We start from the raw sequence: 15,892 nt of genomic DNA, 5'->3' as shown, positions 1-15,892 counted from the left end.
ATTTAAAACCGGCGTTTTCAGGCAGAATTTACCAGCCCGGAACCGCTCCGCCGTTAAAGATCGTCTCCGCCGCTTTCGCCACTTCCGGTGACTGATACGACTGGATAAATTCCTTCACGTTTTCCGCGTCTTTGTTGTCTTCGCGCGTCACCACGATGTTCACGTACGGCGAATTTTTATCTTCAATGAAGACGCTGTCATGCACCGGCGACAGTCCGGTTTGCTGGATATAGGTGGTGCTGATAATGGCAACATCCACTTTCGGGTCGTCCAGCACGCGCGGCAGCTGCGCCCCTTCCAGCTCCATGATGTTCAGCTTTTTAGGGTTGGCGGTAATATCCAGCGCCGTCGGCAGCAGGCCGGTGTCCGGCTTCAGGGTGATGAGCTTCTCTTTTTGCAGCAGCAACAGCGCGCGGCCAAGGTTGGTCGGGTCGTTTGGAATGGCAATGGTCGCGCCGTCCTTCAGATCCGAGACGGATTTGATTTTGCGTGAATAACCGGCCATCGGGAACACGAAGGTGTTCGCCACGGCGACCAGCCTGTAGCCATGCGCCTTGTTATCCTCAGCGAGGAACGGGCGATGCTGAAAGACGTTAGCATCCAGCTCGCCCTGGTTGGTGGCATCGTTAGGCAACAGCGAGCCGCTGAAGCCCACCAGCTCCACGTCCAGGCCATATTTCTCTTTCGCCACCTTTTTGGCGACTTCCGCCACGTCCTGCTCGGCGCCGTTGATGACGCCCACTTTAATGTGTTTGGCATCGCTGCCACTTTGATCGCACCCTGCCAGCAGCAGGCCAGCAAGTACCAGAGCACCCAATCGACGTTTCACAAGACAGTTCCTTTTGCTAAATGTTGTAGTGACTATATCGACAACGAGGCGGTGAAATAAAAACCGAAAAAGAATCAATAAGAAGGATAAGTTATATGCGGGTATTGCCGGGTAGCGGTGCGCTTACCCGGCCTACGGATTCAGAGCTTAAAGGGCTTTCGCGAGATAATGCCGCTGCATGCCCGGATAAGGATAATCCTGCAAAGACATTTGCAGCCGGTACCCCTGTTTTTCATAGAACGGGCGCGCCTGGAAGCTGGCGGTATCGACCAGCGCGTGCTTGCAGCCTTTGCGCCTGGCTTCCTCTTCGGCCGTTTTGATGAGCTGGCTGCCCACGCCGGATCCGCGCACGGTCTCGCTGACCCAGAGATAGTCGATATTCAGCCAGTCGCCTTTACGCACCCCAATTAGCCCGCCGAGCATGACGCCTTTATCGTCTCGTACGTAAACGCCAATGTCGCCGCTAAAGGTCGTCATATCCAAAAATTGCCCGTTATAGGCTCTTAACCCCACAAATAACTCTTCTTTTTCAGCGGGCGTTACATTATTTGTTATGCTCAGGTGCATTTTTCTCTCCATATTTTCTATGCAATCTGAATATCTCACAGCTTAACCTCCACAAAAACTCCTCATTCCCTCCATTTTTTAAATACGGAAACATTCCCTCAATATCTAAATAAAAAAGGCCTTTCCAATACGCACCCAAAACGTATACTGAGAACGATCATTCTCACTTTTACACGATAGCCGACGATGAGCACAAAGCTGGAAGAACGACAAAAACAACGTCAGGACGAAATCATCACCGCCGCGCGTCGTTGCTTTCGCGCCAGCGGATTTCACGCCGCCAGCATGTCGCAGATAGCCAGCGAGGCGAAGCTTAGCGTCGGGCAAATTTACCGTTATTTCAGCAACAAAGACGCGATTATCGAAGAGATGATCCGCCGCATCATCGACTCGCGCATCGAGGAGATGCAGGGTAAAACCCTGGTGGAAGGTATGCCGCAGGCGCTCGCCTGGCGACAGACCCTCAACGAAGATGACGATGCACTGATGCTGGAAATGTCCGCGGAGGCCACGCGTAATCCGCAGGTGGCGACGATGCTGATCGAAGCCGAATCGCGCATGTTCGCCAACGCCTGCGAGCACCTGAAAAAGCAGTTTCCCCACCTGAGCGACGAGCATATTCGCTGCTGCGTGGAGATTACCGCCGTGATGATTGAGGGGACGATTTATCGACGACTCACGCCGTTAAAAGTCCCGTCAGAACAATTAGAACCCCTTTATCAGGATATTTTAAATATGCTTTTCTCTGCGAAGTAATCGCATATGAATAATTAGCGGGAATAAGTAATTCCCCTTTTTTACATTTCTGGCTCTGCCAGAGATGCGGTATCGCTGTGCCTTTAAATAGCCCTCCTCCCTGTTAAGCCATTAACGGGGCAGGCGTCGTTCACCCTGGAAAAAGATTATGAAAAACATAACAACCTCCATCGCGGCATTATTTCTCCTGACCGGGTGCGATAATGTGCAAACATCTGCTCCCCAGCGTCCTCTTCCGGAAGTGGGGATTGTCACTCTCATGAGCCAGCCTGTTTCCGTCGTCAGCGAACTGACCGGCCGCACCGCCGCCGCCATGAGCGCCGAAGTGCGCCCGCAGGTGGGCGGCATTATCCAGAAGCGCCTATTCACCGAAGGCGATACGGTCAAGGCCGGACAGGCGTTGTATCAAATTGACCCTTCCAGCTACCGCGCGGCGTTTGATGAAGCCGCAGCGGCGCTGAAGCAGGCGCAGGCGCTGGTAGCAGCCGACTGCCAGAAGGCCCAGCGCTATGCGCAGCTGGTGAAAGACGACGGCGTGTCGCGCCAGGACGCAGAGGACGCGAAGTCCACCTGCGCGCAGGACAAGGCCAGCGTCGAGTCAAAGAAGGCCGCGCAGGAGAGCGCGCGCATTAACCTTAACTGGACCACCGTGACCGCGCCGATTGCCGGACGCATCGGCATCTCCTCCGTCACGCCCGGCGCGCTGGTGACCGCCCAGCAGGATACCACGCTCGCCACCGTTCGCGGACTGGACAGCATGTACGTCGATCTCACGCGTTCCAGCGCCGATCTGCTGCGTTTACGCAGGCAAACCCTCGCCACCAATAGCGATACGCTAAGTGTGTCGCTAATCCTCGAAGACGGCAGCACCTACAGCGAGAAAGGCCGTCTGGCGTTAACCGAAGTGGCGGTGGATGAATCAACCGGCTCGGTCACGCTGCGCGCCGTCTTCCCGAACCCGCAGCACCAGCTCCTGCCGGGGATGTTCGTTCGCGCCAGGGTGGATGAAGGTATCATGAACAACGCGATCCTCGCGCCGCAGCAGGGCATCTCCCGCGATGCCAAAGGCACCGCCACCGCGTTGGTGGTCAATGCCAGCAACAAGGTTGAGCAGCGTCAGCTGGAGACGGGCGACACCTACGGCGACAAATGGCTGGTGCTGAGCGGCCTCAAGGCGGGCGATAAGCTGATTGTGGAAGGCACCGACAAAGTGACCGCCGGGCAGGAAGTGAAAGCCGAAGAGATGAAAGCCAGCGGAGGAAATGTCTGATGTTTTCCCGTTTCTTCGTGCGACGCCCAGTGTTTGCCTGGGTTATCGCCATTCTCATCATGCTCGCCGGGATGCTGGCGATCCGCACGCTGCCGGTGGCGCAGTACCCGGACGTCGCTCCGCCGTCGATCAAAATCTCGGCCACCTACACCGGTGCCTCCGCGCAGACGCTGGAAAACAGCGTGACGCAGGTGATCGAGCAGCAGCTGACCGGGCTGGATAACCTGCTCTACTTCACCTCCACCAGCAGCTCGGACGGGTCGGTGAGCATTACCGTCACCTTCGAGCAGGGAACCGACCCGGACACCGCGCAGGTACAGGTGCAGAACAAGGTTCAGCAGGCGGAATCGCGCCTGCCGACCGAGGTGCAGCAGTCCGGCATTACCGTCGAGAAATCGCAGAGCAACTTCCTGCTGATCATGGGCGTGTACGACAAAACCGACACCGCCAGCAGCTCGGATATCGCCGACTGGCTGGTGAGCAATATGCAGGACCCGCTGGCGCGCGTCGAGGGTGTCGGGAGCCTGCAGGTGTTCGGGGCGGAATACGCCATGCGCATCTGGCTCGACCCGGCGAAGCTGGCGTCCTACTCGCTGATGCCGTCCGACGTGCAGAGCGCGATTGAAGCCCAGAACGTGCAGGTCTCCGCCGGTAAAATCGGCGCGCTGCCCTCGTCGAACGCCCAGCAGCTGACCGCCACCGTGCGCGCCCAGTCGCGCCTGCAGACGGTCGATCAGTTTAAAAACATCATCGTGAAGAGCCAGTCCAGCGGCGCGGTGGTGCGCATCAGCGACGTCGCCCGCGTGGAGATGGGCAGCGAAGACTACACCGCCACCGCGAAGCTCAACGGCCACCCGGCGGCGGGTATGGCGGTCATGCTCTCACCGGGTGCGAACGCGCTCAACACTGCGACGGCGGTAAAAGACAAGATCGCCGAGTTCAAAAAGTCGATGCCGGAAGGCTACGACGTGGCCTACCCGAAAGACAGCACCGAGTTCATCAAGATCTCCGTTGAGGACGTGATTCAGACCCTGTTCGAAGCCATTATCCTCGTGGTGGTGGTGATGTACCTGTTCCTGCAAAACATCCGCGCGACGCTGATCCCGGCGCTGGCGGTGCCTGTCGTTCTGCTGGGCACCTTCGGCGTGCTGGCGCTGTTCGGCTACTCCATCAATACCCTGACGCTGTTTGCGATGGTGCTGGCGATAGGGCTCCTGGTGGATGACGCGATCGTGGTGGTGGAAAACGTCGAGCGTATTATGCGCGACGAAGGCCTGCCCGCCCGGGAAGCTACGGAGAAATCGATGGGCGAAATCTCCGGCGCGCTGGTCGCCATTGCGCTGGTGCTCTCTGCCGTATTCCTGCCGATGGCCTTCTTCGGCGGCTCCACCGGGGTGATTTACCGTCAGTTCTCGGTCACCATCATTTCAGCGATGTTCCTCTCCGTGGTGGTGGCGTTGACCCTGACGCCCGCGCTCTGCGGCTCGATTCTGAGCCACACGGCGCCGCACAAAAAGGGCTTCTTCGGCGCATTTAACCGCTTCTACAGCAGGACCGAGCGCGGGTATCAGAACAAGGTGCTGCGCGCCCTGCGCCGCTCCGGCGGCATGCTGGTCATCTATGCCCTGCTCTGCGGCGCGATGGGCTTCGCCATGCTTAAGCTGCCGGGCAGCTTCCTGCCAACGGAAGATCAGGGCGAAATCATGGTGCAGTACACCCTGCCCGCCGGCGCGACGACGGTACGTACCGCCGAAGTCAGCCGCCAGGTGCGCGAGTGGTTCCTCACGAAAGAGAAAGCCAACACCAACGTGATCTTCACCATTGAAGGCTTCAGCTTCAGCGGCAGCGGTCAGAACGCCGGGATGGCGTTTGTCTCCCTGAAAAACTGGTCCGAACGTAAAGGCGATGAGAATACCGCGCAGGCCATTGCCCTGCGCGCCACGCAGGAGCTGAGCACCATCCGCGATGCGACCATCTTTGCCATGACGCCGCCCGCGGTGGACGGCCTGGGCCAGAGCAACGGCTTTACCTTTGAGCTGATGGCGAGCGGCGGCACCGACCGCGACGCGCTGCTGAAGCTGCGTAACCAGCTGATTGGCGAGGCCAACCAGGACAGCTCGCTGCACGCCGTGCGCGCCAATGATCTGCCGCAGATGCCGCAGCTTCAGGTAGATATCGATAACAACAAGGCCGTGTCGCTGGGGCTGTCCCTGAGCGACGTTACCAACACCCTCTCCAGCGCCTGGGGCGGGACCTACGTGAACGATTTTATCGACCGCGGCCGCGTGAAAAAGGTCTACATCCAGGGCGACAGCGACACCCGCGCCGTACCGTCGGATCTCAACAAATGGTTTGTGCGCGGCAGCGACAGCACCATGACGCCGTTCTCCGCCTTCGCCACCACCCGCTGGGAGTACGGCCCGGAAAGCCTGGTGCGCTACAACGGCTCGGCGGCGTATGAGATACAGGGCGAAAACGCCAGCGGCGCCAGCTCCGGCACGGCGATGAGCAAAATGGAGCAGCTGGCAAACAGCCTGCCGTCCGGCAGCACCTGGGCGTGGAGCGGTTTGTCGTTGCAGGAAAAACTGGCGAGCGGTCAGGCGATGACCCTCTATGCCCTCTCGATCCTGGTCGTGTTCCTGTGCCTGGCGGCGCTGTATGAGAGCTGGTCGGTGCCGATTTCGGTCATTCTGGTGATCCCGCTTGGCGTGCTAGGCGCGGCCGTCGCCGCCTCCCTGCGCGGCCTGAACAACGACGTCTACTTCCAGGTGGCGCTGCTCACCACTATCGGCCTGTCGTCGAAGAACGCGATCCTGATTGTCGAGTTTGCCGAAGCCAAAGTCGCTGAAGGGTACTCTCTGACGCGTGCCGCCCTGCGTGCCGCCCAGACGCGCCTGCGTCCGATCATCATGACCTCGCTGGCGTTTATCGCAGGGGTTACGCCGCTGGCCGTGGCAACCGGGGCAGGCGCAAACAGCCGCGTGGCGATTGGTACCGGCATTATCGGCGGAACGCTGGCCGCGACGCTGCTGGCGATCTTCTTCGTTCCCTTATTCTTTGTACTGGTGAAACGTCTGTTCTCCGGTAAACACGCGAACCGGAGGTCATAATGTTTCGTGTATCTGTTTTAGCGTTAGCCCTGCTGAGCGCAGGCTGTGTGTCGTTAGACCCAACGTATCAACGCCCGGACGCCCCCATCCCGGCAACCTTGCCCGGCGCGCACGGCGAAGCCACCGCCGTGGTGAGCCAGTGGCAGCAGGTAATGAACGACGCGCGGCTGAAAAGCGTGGTGACGATGGCGCTTAACAGCAACCGCGACGTGCAAAAAGCGATTGCCGATATCGACGCCGCCCGCGCCCAGTACGGTGAAACGCGCTCGTCCCTGTTCCCGACGGTGGACGCCGAGCTGAGCCATACCCGCAGCCGCACGCTGGCAAGCGGCGTCGCGACAAGCGACGAAGCCAACGGCGCGGTCTCAAGCTTCGAGCTGGATCTGTTTGGCCGCAACCAGAGCCTCTCCCGCGCCGCGCGTGAAACCTGGCTTGCCAGCGAGTTCACCGCGCAGAACACGCGCCTGACGATGGTCAGCGAGCTGACCACGGCCTGGGTGACGCTGGCGGCGGATAACAGCAACCTGGCGCTGGCGAAATCCACGATGGAGAGCGCCGCGAACTCGCTGAAGATTGTGAAGCGCCAGCAGGAAGTGGGCGTGGCGGCGGCGACGGACGTCAGTGAAGCGATGGCGGTGTATCAGCAGGCGCGCGCCAGCGTGGCGAGCTACCGGACGCTGGTGATGCAGGACAAAAACGCCCTTAATCTGCTGGCGGGCAATACGGTGCCGGACAACCTGCTGCCCGGCACGCTGGAGAGCCTGAGCGATAACGCCATCACGCTGATCCCGGCGGGCGTCAGCTCCAGCGCGCTGCTGCGCCGCCCGGACATTCAGGAGGCCGAGCATAACCTGCTGAGCGCCAACGCCAACATCGGCGCGGCACGCGCCAACTTCTTTCCGACCATTTCACTCACCGCCAGCGCGGGCGTCGGCAGCGATTCGCTCTCCTCCCTGTTCAGCCACGGGATGAAGGTTTGGTCGTTTGCGCCGTCCATCACCCTGCCGCTGTTTAGCGGCGGAAACAACCTGGCGCAGCTGCGCTACGCGGAAGCGGAGAAGAAGGGGCTGATCGCCACCTATGAGAAAGTCATCCAGAACGCGTTTAAGGACGTGGCCGACGCGCTGGCGCGACGAGAAACCCTCAGCGAGCAGCTCGAAGCCCAGCGCGAATACGTCGCGGCGGAGCAAAAAACGCTGGACGTGGCGACGCGCAGCTATAAGGCGGGCGCGGGGGATTATCTGACGGTTCTGACCGCGCAGCGGTCGCTGTGGTCGGCGCAGGAATCGCTGATCGCGCTGCAGCAAACCGACCTGGAAAACCGCATCACGCTGTGGCAGTCGCTGGGCGGCGGTATTCAGTAGCGCTTACTGGGGCGATCATGACAGACGGTGAAGAGAAAATTCATACTTTCGGCTGGCGTCGCCACACTGAATGTAACGATATATTTCATGGGAAGCATGTGTCTCTTAAAGGGGGTTTCGATGAAAGCTGCGCACCTGGTCTGCCTGCTGGTTTGTCTGCTCTTCGCCGCGTTTGTCCATGCTCAGGAAAAGGATGACCCCGCGAAAGAGGCGCAAATAAAGCAGCAGGTCCTTAAAGATATTAAGAAAACCTGTACGCCACAGAAAAAGCAGAGTGATAAAGCCTGGCAGGCGATGATTTTGTCGTCCGAGGCCAATCAGCTGCTGATCAAAAATGCCGTTACCGCCGTCAAGCGCGACAATCTGGATGCGTACTGGGAGGCGGTAGGACAGGTGGATTGTATGGAAGATTATTGAGCGCTGCTTGCCGGGTGGCGGCTGCGCCTTACCCGGCCTGGAAAATATTTTAACGCTTCCGCACGTCCGGAATAATTAAATCTCCGCGCAGCACATATGAGCCCAGCATCTGCGTTTTCTCCGTCAGCCAGCTCACGATACGCGCCGCCATGGCATCCATAGAATATTCAATCGCCGGGATCACCGGAATACCCGGCAGATGCAGCGATCCGGCCAGGCTGAAGACCATAATGTCGTCCGGCACCGATTTGTTAAACGCCTGCAGCTGCGGGATCACCCGCTGGGCTTCCTGCTCGTCCGCCACCAGCAGCGCGTTGAAGTTGAGGGTGCTGGCGTTGTTAAGCAGCTCCTGCAGCGCAACGGACGACGAGGTTGCGTCCATAAATACGAGGCTGCGATTAAAGGGCAGGAAATTTTTCTCCAGCGCGTGCTTGTAGCCGAGCAGCACCTGGTCGGCAAACCCGCTGCCGTGCGGGTGGATCAGGGCAATCTGGCGACGCCCCTGGCTTGTCAGGTAGTTACAGGCGGTTTCGGCGGCAAAGGCGTGATCGAACTGAATGCTGTTGGAATTATCAGACTCCATACAGTCCACAAGGATGACGTTGTCCATATCGACGTCCAGCGGGAAACGCGCGCCAATGACCAGGATATCATCACACAAACCGCAGGAGAGCTCTTCGAGCGCATTCATCACTTCGGCTTTGCTATGCGCGAAGCGCAGCAGCAGGTGTTTTTGATGCTGGCTGAGCTGTTTTTCCAGCGCGTACAGATAACCGGTGGTCTGGTTAATATTTTCCTGTGCGCAAATGACGCCGATACATCCCGTCGACTGGCTCAGCAGCGACTGGGCAATCACATTAGGCCGATAGTTAAGTTCATCCACCGCTTTCAGTACGGCCTGACGGCTGGCTTCCTTTACGCCACGCGACCCGCTCAACACTCGCGATACCGTGGCTTTAGATACCCCGGCAAGACGTGATACATCATTGATTGTCGACATCTCTTTCCCCTGACAGGCTTACCTCGCGCCTGCAAATTCCATGACCGCTTCGGCTCATATTATAGCCAGAACGGAGTATATCCGTTTCCGTTTTCCATGGAAACCGATTTTCCGTTTCCACTCAAAATGATGTCAAAACAGCCAAATTATGTGATGCGCATCGGGTTAATTAGCCTCATAAGTAAGGGATCTTGATGGTTGTCACACTTCTGTCTTTTATAAATGGAAACCGGTTTCCGTATAATGTCCAATCATCCTCGCAATAACTTTTTACATTTAGAGGATGGTTGTCGATGTTCAAGATTATGCTGTGCTGCTCTGCCGGGATGTCCACCAGCCTGTTGGTCAGCAAAATGGTCGATGTCGCGAAAGAACGTGGTTTGCCGGTGAAGATTGATGCGTACGGTGTTTCCGAATTTGATACGCAGTTTCCGCAATACCAGGTGGTACTTCTCGGACCGCAAGTGAAATACATGTTACAGACACTCTCAGACAAGGCGGCGACGCATGGCATTCCGGTGCAGCCCATCGACATGATGGACTACGGCATGCAGCGTGGCGATAAAGTACTGGACTATGCTCTGTCGCTCATCGAAGCGGCACACTAAAAGGTGTTCACATGAGTTCGTTATATCAATCCATGGTCGCGGTGATTGAGCAGTCAATTACCCCACTGGCCGCCAAACTTGGTCAGCAAAAGTATGTGATTGCTATCCGCGACGGCTTTACCGCCGCGCTGCCGTTCATGATCATCGGCTCGTTTATGCTGGTGTTCATCTTCCCGCCGTTTTCGGCGGATACTACCAATAGCTTTGCGCGCGGCTGGCTGGATTTCTCCCAGACCTACCGCGAACAGCTGATGCTGCCGTTTAACCTCAGCATGGGCGTGATGACCTTCTTCATCTCGGTGGGGATCGGTGCGAGCCTCGGGCGTCAGTTTAACCTCGACCCGGTGATGTCCGGCCTGCTGGCCTTTATGGCCTTCCTGCTGGTCGCCGCGCCGTATGCTGACGGCAAAATCTCGACCCAGTATCTCTCCGGCCAGGGCATCTTCACTGCGCTTATCACCGCGATCTACTCTACCCGCGTCTATGCGTGGCTGAAGCAGAACAACGTGACCATCCGCCTGCCGAAGGAAGTCCCGACCGGCGTGGCGCGTTCATTTGAGATCCTGATCCCGGTGATGGTGGTGATCGGTACCCTGCACCCGCTGAACCTGTTCATCGAAGCGCAAACCGGCATGATTATCCCGCAGGCGATCATGCATCTGCTGGAGCCGCTGGTTTCCGCGTCCGACTCCCTGCCCGCCATTCTGCTCTCCGTGCTGCTGTGCCAGATCTTCTGGTTCGCGGGTATCCACGGCTCGCTGATTGTCACCGGCATCATGAACCCGTTCTGGATGGCGAACCTCTCGGCAAACCAGGCGGCGCTGGCGGCCGGCGCGGCGCTGCCGCACGTATACCTGCAGGGCTTCTGGGATCACTACCTGCTGATTGGCGGCGTAGGCTCCACGCTGCCGCTGGCCTTCCTGCTGCTGCGCAGCCGCGTTACGCACCTGCGCACCATCGGCAAAATGGGCGTGGTGCCAAGCTTCTTTAACATCAACGAACCGATTCTGTTCGGCGCGCCGATCATCATGAACCCGATGCTGTTTATCCCGTTCGTGTTTGTTCCGCTGGTCAACGCCTGCCTGGCGTACGGCGCGACGAAGCTCGGCTGGCTGGCGCAGGTGGTGTCGTTAACCCCGTGGACCCCCCCCGCGCCGATTGGCGCCTCGTGGGCGGCGAACTGGGCGCTGAGCCCGGTGGTGATGTGCCTGGTTTGTATGGTGATGTCCGCGCTGATGTACCTGCCTTTCCTGCGCGCCTATGAGCGTACGCTCATCAAAAATGAAGAGCAGAAGGCCCAGACAACCGTCGGCACCGCTGAAACAGTTAGCAATTAAGTCAAAGAGGAAGGGTCATGAAATACGCATTTCCCGATAACTTCTGGTGGGGCAGCGCAAGCTCCGCTCTCCAGACGGAAGGGGCAAGAGAGGGGGAAACCACGTGGGATTACTGGTTTGCCCGCGAGCCGAACCGTTTTCACAACGGCGTGGGGCCGCAGCAGACCTCCACGTTTTACCAGCACTGGAAAACGGACATTCAGCTGTTAAAGCAGCTGAACCACAACAGCTTTCGCACCTCGATTAGCTGGGCGCGCCTGATCCCTGACGGTATCGGTGAAGTGAACCCGGAAGCGGTCGATTTTTACAATCAGGTCATTGATGAGCTGAACGAACAGGGCATCACGCCGTTTATGACCCTGTTCCATTTCGACATGCCGATGGCGATGCAGGAAATCGGCGGGTGGGAAAACCGTGACGTGGTGGACGCTTACGCCCGCTATGCGCAGATTTGCTTCGAGCTGTTCGGAGACCGCGTGCTGCACTGGTTTACCTTCAACGAGCCGATCGTGCCGGTGGAAGGCGGGTATCTGTACGACTTCCACTACCCGAACGTGGTGGATTTTCGTCGGGCGGCCACCGTGGCGTATCACACCGTGCTGGCCCATGCGAAGGCGGTTCAGGCCTACCGCGCCGGGCATTACGCGGGGGAAATCGGCATCGTATTAAACCTGACGCCATCCTATCCGCGCTCGCAAAGCCCGGCGGACGTGAAGGCGGCGCATGTTGCGGACCTGATGTTTAACCGCAGCTTCCTCGACCCGGTACTGCGCGGCGAATACCCGGCGGACCTGGTGGCGCTGCTGAAATCCTACAATCAGCTGCCTGTCTGTAAACCGGAAGACGGTTTCCTGATTGCGGAAGGGAAAATCGACCTGCTCGGCGTGAACTACTATCAGCCGCGTCGCGTGAAGTGTCGCGACAGCGCGGTGAACCCGCAGGCGCCGTTTATGCCGGAGTGGTTCTTTGATAACTACGAGATGCCGGGCCGTAAGATGAACCCGTACCGCGGCTGGGAAATCTACGCGCCGGGTATTTACGATATTCTGGTCAACCTGCGCGACAATTACGGCAACCCGCGCTGCTTTATTTCTGAAAACGGCATGGGCGTCGAAAACGAGCAGCGCTTTATTGAAAACGGCCAGATTAACGATCGGTACCGCATTGATTTTATTTCCGAACATTTAGCCTGGCTGCATAAGGGTATTAGCGAAGGGTGTAATTGTCTTGGCTACCATATGTGGACGTTTATTGATAACTGGTCGTGGTGCAACGCCTACAAAAATCGCTACGGATTTATTCAGCTCGATATAGAGACGCAGCAGCGCACCATTAAGAAAAGCGGAGAATGGTTTGCCGCCACCGCCTTAAATAATTGTTTTGAAAAAGAGTAATAATGATGATCGCATTAGAAGAAGCCGTAATGGAAATCATCGTCAACGCCGGGCAGTCCCGCAGCCTGTGCTTCGAGGCGCTGCACGCGGCGCGCCAGGGCAACCTTGACGAAGCGAAAAGCCTGCTGCGCGAAGCCGACGGCTACGCGCGCCAGGCGCACAAGATGCAGACCAAACTGATTGAACAGGATGCGGGTGAAGGCCGCCAGCCGATGACGTTAATCATGGTTCACGCGCAGGATCATTTAATGAATTCCTTATTAGCGCGGGAATTGTCCGAAGAAATTATTCATTTATATCAGAGATAACTTATGGCGAAATAATTAGTGTAATACCTCTGTACCCTAAATAGAGATCCACTTGTTCTGATGATAGCGACATACTCTGTCAGATCGGAGCGGGATGGTTATTGTCTGAATAAAATTAAACTATATTGAGATAACCATGAATACGATTAAAAAACTTCCATTAACCATGGCGGTTATCGCCGCGCTTTGCCCAATTTCCGTGCTCGCACAAGAATTTACCCAGGAGCAAATTGACGCCATTGTGGCCAAAGCGGTGGACAAAGCGCTGGCCGAGCGTCAGGCCAAAATGGATGCGGCGGTCGCGAAAAAGGCGGACGTGGTGACCGAGCCGCAAAGCGCGGCGCAATCCCCGGATATGGCGATCCCGTTCGGGATTAAGTTTACCGGCTACGCCCGCTACGGCGCTCACTTCCAGGCCGCCGATCAGAAATACGTGGCGGTGGATGGCTCCTACAACGGCGCGTCCGCCATTGGTCGTCTGGGTAACGAGGGCAACGGCGGGGAATTCCAGCTCTCCAAGGCCTTTAAGGGTGAAAACGGCGCCATCTGGGACATCAACGTGATGATCGACCACTGGGGCGACGAAGTTAACCTGAAAAAAGCCTACGCCGGGGTGACCAACATTATGGCGTCTAACCCGAACGCCTATTTCTGGGCCGGTCGTGACTTCCACCAGCGTCCGCAGCAGGGCATCAACGATTACTTCTGGATGAACCACGACGGCCAGGGCGCGGGGGTGAAGAACTTCGACATCGGCGGCGTGCAGTTCGACGTGGCCGCCGTGGCGGCAGTGGAATCCTGTAGCCCGGAAGTGATGGAGGATGAGGCCAACCCATCGCGCATTACCTGTACCGGCGGTTCCGGCACGGGCGACAAAGGCAACTACGCCGCGACGTCAAAGATCCACGGCATGAAGCTTGGCCCGATCGACCTGGAGCTGTACGCCAACTACGGCTTTGATTCGAAAGCGGTGGAGAGCGACGAGCGTCTGAACGCCTGGCAGGGCGGCGTGGTGTTGAGCCACACCAACGACAGCGGCGTGAATAAGGTGATCGCGCGCTACTCCGATAACTCGGACAACAGCGTATTCAACAAAACCGAAGATCTGACCACGGTCTACGCCAGTTTCGAAGGGCTGTACAAATTCACCCAGGCCACGCAGGTGGAGTACATTCTCGCCTTCCACGACTACGACAACAGCCGCGATAAGACCGACAACCGCAAGAACTACAACGCCATCGTGCGTCCGATGCACTGGTGGAACGACGTTCACTCCACCTGGCTGGAAGCGGGCTGGCAGCACGTTGATTATGACAACGGCGGCGATAACAAGGGCTGGAAGCTGACCCTCTCGCAGAATATGTCTATCGCCATGGGGCCGGAGTTCCGTCCGATGCTGCGCTTCTACGTGACCGGCGGCAAGGTGGATAACGAACGCACCGCGCGCGTGAACGGCACCAAAGACGAGACGCTCGACGACTTCAACGTCGGCGCGATGTGGGAGGCGTGGTTCTAGCAAGGTAAACGCAAAACGGCAACGCAACGTTGCCGTTTTGCGTGTTTTCTCCCTCTCCCTGTGGGTGTACGGTCCGGGGACATGGTAGACAGGTGTTCGGGGACATGGTGAACACTTTTTAACATCCTTTACCCATGGTGATCGACTTTTTCTTCAGGTCGATCACCCCCACTTTCGTGCTGTACCACCACACTTCATAGCAGCCATCCTCCTGCGTCTCCTTCAGCCCCACCCGTTCTCCCCTGAACGCCTTTCCTGCATTCAGACTGGCTCCCTGTAAGCTCAGCTTCCCGCTGATATCCACTTTCCTGACCAGCACACCTTCATCATATTCCGGGGGCGTCACGCTGCCGCCGTACTGCCGCGCAGACGGCTGATAGCGTGAGGCCGGGACCGCCATATCCAGCGCCTCGTGCGGGCGTTCAAGGTTATAGACCGTCCGCCAGTGGTCGAAGGCACGCTGCAGCTCGCCGCTGTCCGCGAACCATTTCCCCTGCAGCACTTCCGCCTTCAGGCTGCGGTGAAAACGCTCCAGCTTGCCCTGCGTCTGCGGATGATAAGGCCGGGAATGGCCCACCCGGATACCGTGGCGCATCAGCCACAGCTCCAGCGCCGTCCAGGTGCCGGTTGTGTCGCCCCACGGTGAGCCGTTATCCATCGTCATCCGGTCCGGCAGGCCGTAGCGTTCAAAGACGCTGACCAGCTGTTGCTGCACGGTCTCACGCCGTTCATCGGTACAGTGTGTGAGGCACAGGGAAAAACGGGAGTGGTCGTCGAGCAGGGTGAGCGGATGGCAACGGCCGCCGCCAAAGGGGAAGTGCCCCTTAAAATCCATCTGCCAGAGCCGGTTCGGGGCGTCATGTTCGAACCGTCCGGTGGCCGGAATACCCGGAGCCGTGCCGGGCAGCAGGCCGTGACGGGCCATCAGGTTATGGACAGTGCTGAAGGCAGGCATACGGTGTCCCTGGTCTTCCAGCCAGCGCTTAATCTTGCGGGCGCCCCAGCGTTCATGACGCTCATGTGCCATGCGCAGCAGGGCGGTGACGTCGTCAGACGAGCGGTTGGGGGAATGATGCGGCGTGCGGGGGCGGTCCTGCAGGCCGGGTTCGCCCTCGACAGCCCAGCGCTGAAGCCACTTGTAGCCGGTAGCAGGTGAAATGCCGAAGCGACGGCAGAGGGAACGGATGTTCGCCCCGTCCTGCGAGGCGAACAAAACAAACTCGGTACGTAATGACATGGTATCTCTCGCATCCCACGGCATAAGCGACTCCATAAACGGGTTCTTATGCCTTAGTTGTAAGTGTCTACCATGTCCCCGAACAAGTGTTCACTATGTCCCCGGACTGTACAGTGGGAGAGGGCCGGGGTGAGGGTATCAGGCCGCACGATCATGCTATGCTGTGGGCTCATTAACGA

The 15,892-nt window shown here is 58.2% G+C and carries 14 protein-coding genes; 10 read left to right on the top strand and 4 right to left on the bottom strand.

Annotated elements, in window-relative coordinates; genetic code table 11:
- Positions 1 to 28: 28 nt before the first annotated feature.
- Positions 29 to 829 (bottom strand): lipoprotein NlpA, encoded by an 801-nt coding sequence (gene nlpA / locus FY206_RS00295; RefSeq protein WP_032644375.1) that lies wholly within the window; start codon positions 827 to 829, stop codon positions 29 to 31.
- A 147-nt stretch (positions 830 to 976) separates the two neighbouring features.
- The gene (locus tag FY206_RS00290) at positions 977 to 1,396 is read right to left on the bottom strand and encodes a GNAT family N-acetyltransferase (RefSeq protein WP_032644374.1); all 420 of its coding nucleotides are present in this window, start codon (positions 1,394 to 1,396) and stop codon (positions 977 to 979) included.
- 186 nt (positions 1,397 to 1,582) lie between these two features.
- Here FY206_RS00290 and FY206_RS00285 point away from each other — a divergent pair, with 186 nt between their 5' ends.
- From FY206_RS00285 to FY206_RS00265, 5 genes are all read left to right on the top strand, one after another.
- On the top strand, positions 1,583 to 2,152 hold the full coding sequence (locus FY206_RS00285) for a TetR/AcrR family transcriptional regulator (RefSeq protein ID WP_032644373.1): 570 nt from the start codon (positions 1,583 to 1,585) through the stop codon (positions 2,150 to 2,152).
- A gap of 148 nt (positions 2,153 to 2,300) precedes the next feature.
- A complete protein-coding gene (locus tag FY206_RS00280) occupies positions 2,301 to 3,422 on the top strand; it encodes an efflux RND transporter periplasmic adaptor subunit (RefSeq protein ID WP_032644372.1) in 1,122 nt (373 codons plus the stop codon).
- On the top strand, positions 3,422 to 6,532 hold the full coding sequence (locus FY206_RS00275; RefSeq protein WP_032644371.1) for an efflux RND transporter permease subunit: 3,111 nt from the start codon (positions 3,422 to 3,424) through the stop codon (positions 6,530 to 6,532). The genes FY206_RS00280 and FY206_RS00275 overlap by 1 nt, the downstream gene beginning before the upstream one ends.
- Positions 6,532 to 7,896 carry an efflux transporter outer membrane subunit gene (locus tag FY206_RS00270; RefSeq protein WP_077064269.1) on the top strand — a complete coding sequence of 455 codons (1,365 nt, stop codon included), beginning with the start codon at positions 6,532 to 6,534 and terminating at the stop codon, positions 7,894 to 7,896. The genes FY206_RS00275 and FY206_RS00270 overlap by 1 nt, the downstream gene beginning before the upstream one ends.
- Before the next feature lie 96 nt (positions 7,897 to 7,992).
- Complete coding sequence (locus tag FY206_RS00265) at positions 7,993 to 8,313, top strand: YicS family protein (RefSeq protein WP_341474259.1); 321 nt, start codon at positions 7,993 to 7,995, stop codon at positions 8,311 to 8,313.
- A gap of 49 nt (positions 8,314 to 8,362) precedes the next feature.
- On the opposite strand, the gene FY206_RS00260 is transcribed toward FY206_RS00265, so the two are convergent.
- Positions 8,363 to 9,313 carry a LacI family DNA-binding transcriptional regulator gene (locus tag FY206_RS00260; protein ID WP_045890234.1) on the bottom strand — a complete coding sequence of 317 codons (951 nt, stop codon included), beginning with the start codon at positions 9,311 to 9,313 and terminating at the stop codon, positions 8,363 to 8,365.
- Positions 9,314 to 9,606: 293 nt separating this feature from the next.
- Here FY206_RS00260 and FY206_RS00255 point away from each other — a divergent pair, with 293 nt between their 5' ends.
- The 5 genes from FY206_RS00255 (at position 9,607) to FY206_RS00235 (ending at position 14,476) form a co-directional block, all read left to right on the top strand.
- The gene (locus FY206_RS00255; protein ID WP_032644367.1) at positions 9,607 to 9,921 is read left to right on the top strand and encodes a PTS sugar transporter subunit IIB; all 315 of its coding nucleotides are present in this window, start codon (positions 9,607 to 9,609) and stop codon (positions 9,919 to 9,921) included.
- A gap of 11 nt (positions 9,922 to 9,932) precedes the next feature.
- Positions 9,933 to 11,258 carry a PTS sugar transporter subunit IIC gene (locus FY206_RS00250; protein WP_032644366.1) on the top strand — a complete coding sequence of 442 codons (1,326 nt, stop codon included), beginning with the start codon at positions 9,933 to 9,935 and terminating at the stop codon, positions 11,256 to 11,258.
- 17 nt (positions 11,259 to 11,275) lie between these two features.
- On the top strand, positions 11,276 to 12,652 hold the full coding sequence (locus FY206_RS00245) for a glycoside hydrolase family 1 protein (RefSeq protein WP_032644365.1): 1,377 nt from the start codon (positions 11,276 to 11,278) through the stop codon (positions 12,650 to 12,652).
- Positions 12,653 to 12,657: 5 nt separating this feature from the next.
- On the top strand, positions 12,658 to 12,960 hold the full coding sequence (locus FY206_RS00240; RefSeq protein ID WP_074166029.1) for a PTS lactose/cellobiose transporter subunit IIA: 303 nt from the start codon (positions 12,658 to 12,660) through the stop codon (positions 12,958 to 12,960).
- Between the two features lie 136 nt (positions 12,961 to 13,096).
- Positions 13,097 to 14,476, top strand: a complete 1,380-nt coding sequence (locus FY206_RS00235) for a carbohydrate porin (RefSeq protein WP_032644364.1) — start codon at positions 13,097 to 13,099, stop codon at positions 14,474 to 14,476.
- A 118-nt stretch (positions 14,477 to 14,594) separates the two neighbouring features.
- Here the strand turns inward: FY206_RS00235 and FY206_RS00230 are convergent, their stop codons facing one another.
- Entirely contained in the window at positions 14,595 to 15,737 is a 1,143-nt protein-coding gene (locus tag FY206_RS00230) for an IS481 family transposase (RefSeq protein ID WP_032638743.1), read from the bottom strand.
- Positions 15,738 to 15,892: the final 155 nt, after the last annotated feature.

The sequence above is a fragment of the Enterobacter chengduensis genome (genome assembly GCF_001984825.2).
GTDB lineage: Bacteria > Pseudomonadota > Gammaproteobacteria > Enterobacterales > Enterobacteriaceae > Enterobacter > Enterobacter chengduensis.
This window is presented reverse-complemented; position numbering and strand designations above follow the sequence as displayed.

What these genes read in the sequence shown, in the direction of transcription:
- FY206_RS00235 (WP_032644364.1), top strand. Translation starts at nt 13,097, where the DNA reads ATGAATACGATTAAAAAACTTCCATTAACCATGGCGGTTATCGCCGCG.
- FY206_RS00245 (WP_032644365.1), top strand. Translation starts at nt 11,276, where the DNA reads ATGAAATACGCATTTCCCGATAACTTCTGGTGGGGCAGCGCAAGCTCC.
- FY206_RS00285 (WP_032644373.1), top strand. Translation starts at nt 1,583, where the DNA reads ATGAGCACAAAGCTGGAAGAACGACAAAAACAACGTCAGGACGAAATC.
- FY206_RS00265 (WP_341474259.1), top strand. Translation starts at nt 7,993, where the DNA reads ATGTGTCTCTTAAAGGGGGTTTCGATGAAAGCTGCGCACCTGGTCTGC.
- FY206_RS00280 (WP_032644372.1), top strand. Translation starts at nt 2,301, where the DNA reads ATGAAAAACATAACAACCTCCATCGCGGCATTATTTCTCCTGACCGGG.
- FY206_RS00270 (WP_077064269.1), top strand. Translation starts at nt 6,532, where the DNA reads ATGTTTCGTGTATCTGTTTTAGCGTTAGCCCTGCTGAGCGCAGGCTGT.
- FY206_RS00255 (WP_032644367.1), top strand. Translation starts at nt 9,607, where the DNA reads ATGTTCAAGATTATGCTGTGCTGCTCTGCCGGGATGTCCACCAGCCTG.
- FY206_RS00240 (WP_074166029.1), top strand. Translation starts at nt 12,658, where the DNA reads ATGATCGCATTAGAAGAAGCCGTAATGGAAATCATCGTCAACGCCGGG.
- FY206_RS00230 (WP_032638743.1), bottom strand. Translation starts at nt 15,737, where the DNA reads ATGCCGTGGGATGCGAGAGATACCATGTCATTACGTACCGAGTTTGTT.
- FY206_RS00275 (WP_032644371.1), top strand. Translation starts at nt 3,422, where the DNA reads ATGTTTTCCCGTTTCTTCGTGCGACGCCCAGTGTTTGCCTGGGTTATC.
- FY206_RS00260 (WP_045890234.1), bottom strand. Translation starts at nt 9,313, where the DNA reads ATGTCGACAATCAATGATGTATCACGTCTTGCCGGGGTATCTAAAGCC.
- FY206_RS00290 (WP_032644374.1), bottom strand. Translation starts at nt 1,396, where the DNA reads ATGCACCTGAGCATAACAAATAATGTAACGCCCGCTGAAAAAGAAGAG.
- FY206_RS00250 (WP_032644366.1), top strand. Translation starts at nt 9,933, where the DNA reads ATGAGTTCGTTATATCAATCCATGGTCGCGGTGATTGAGCAGTCAATT.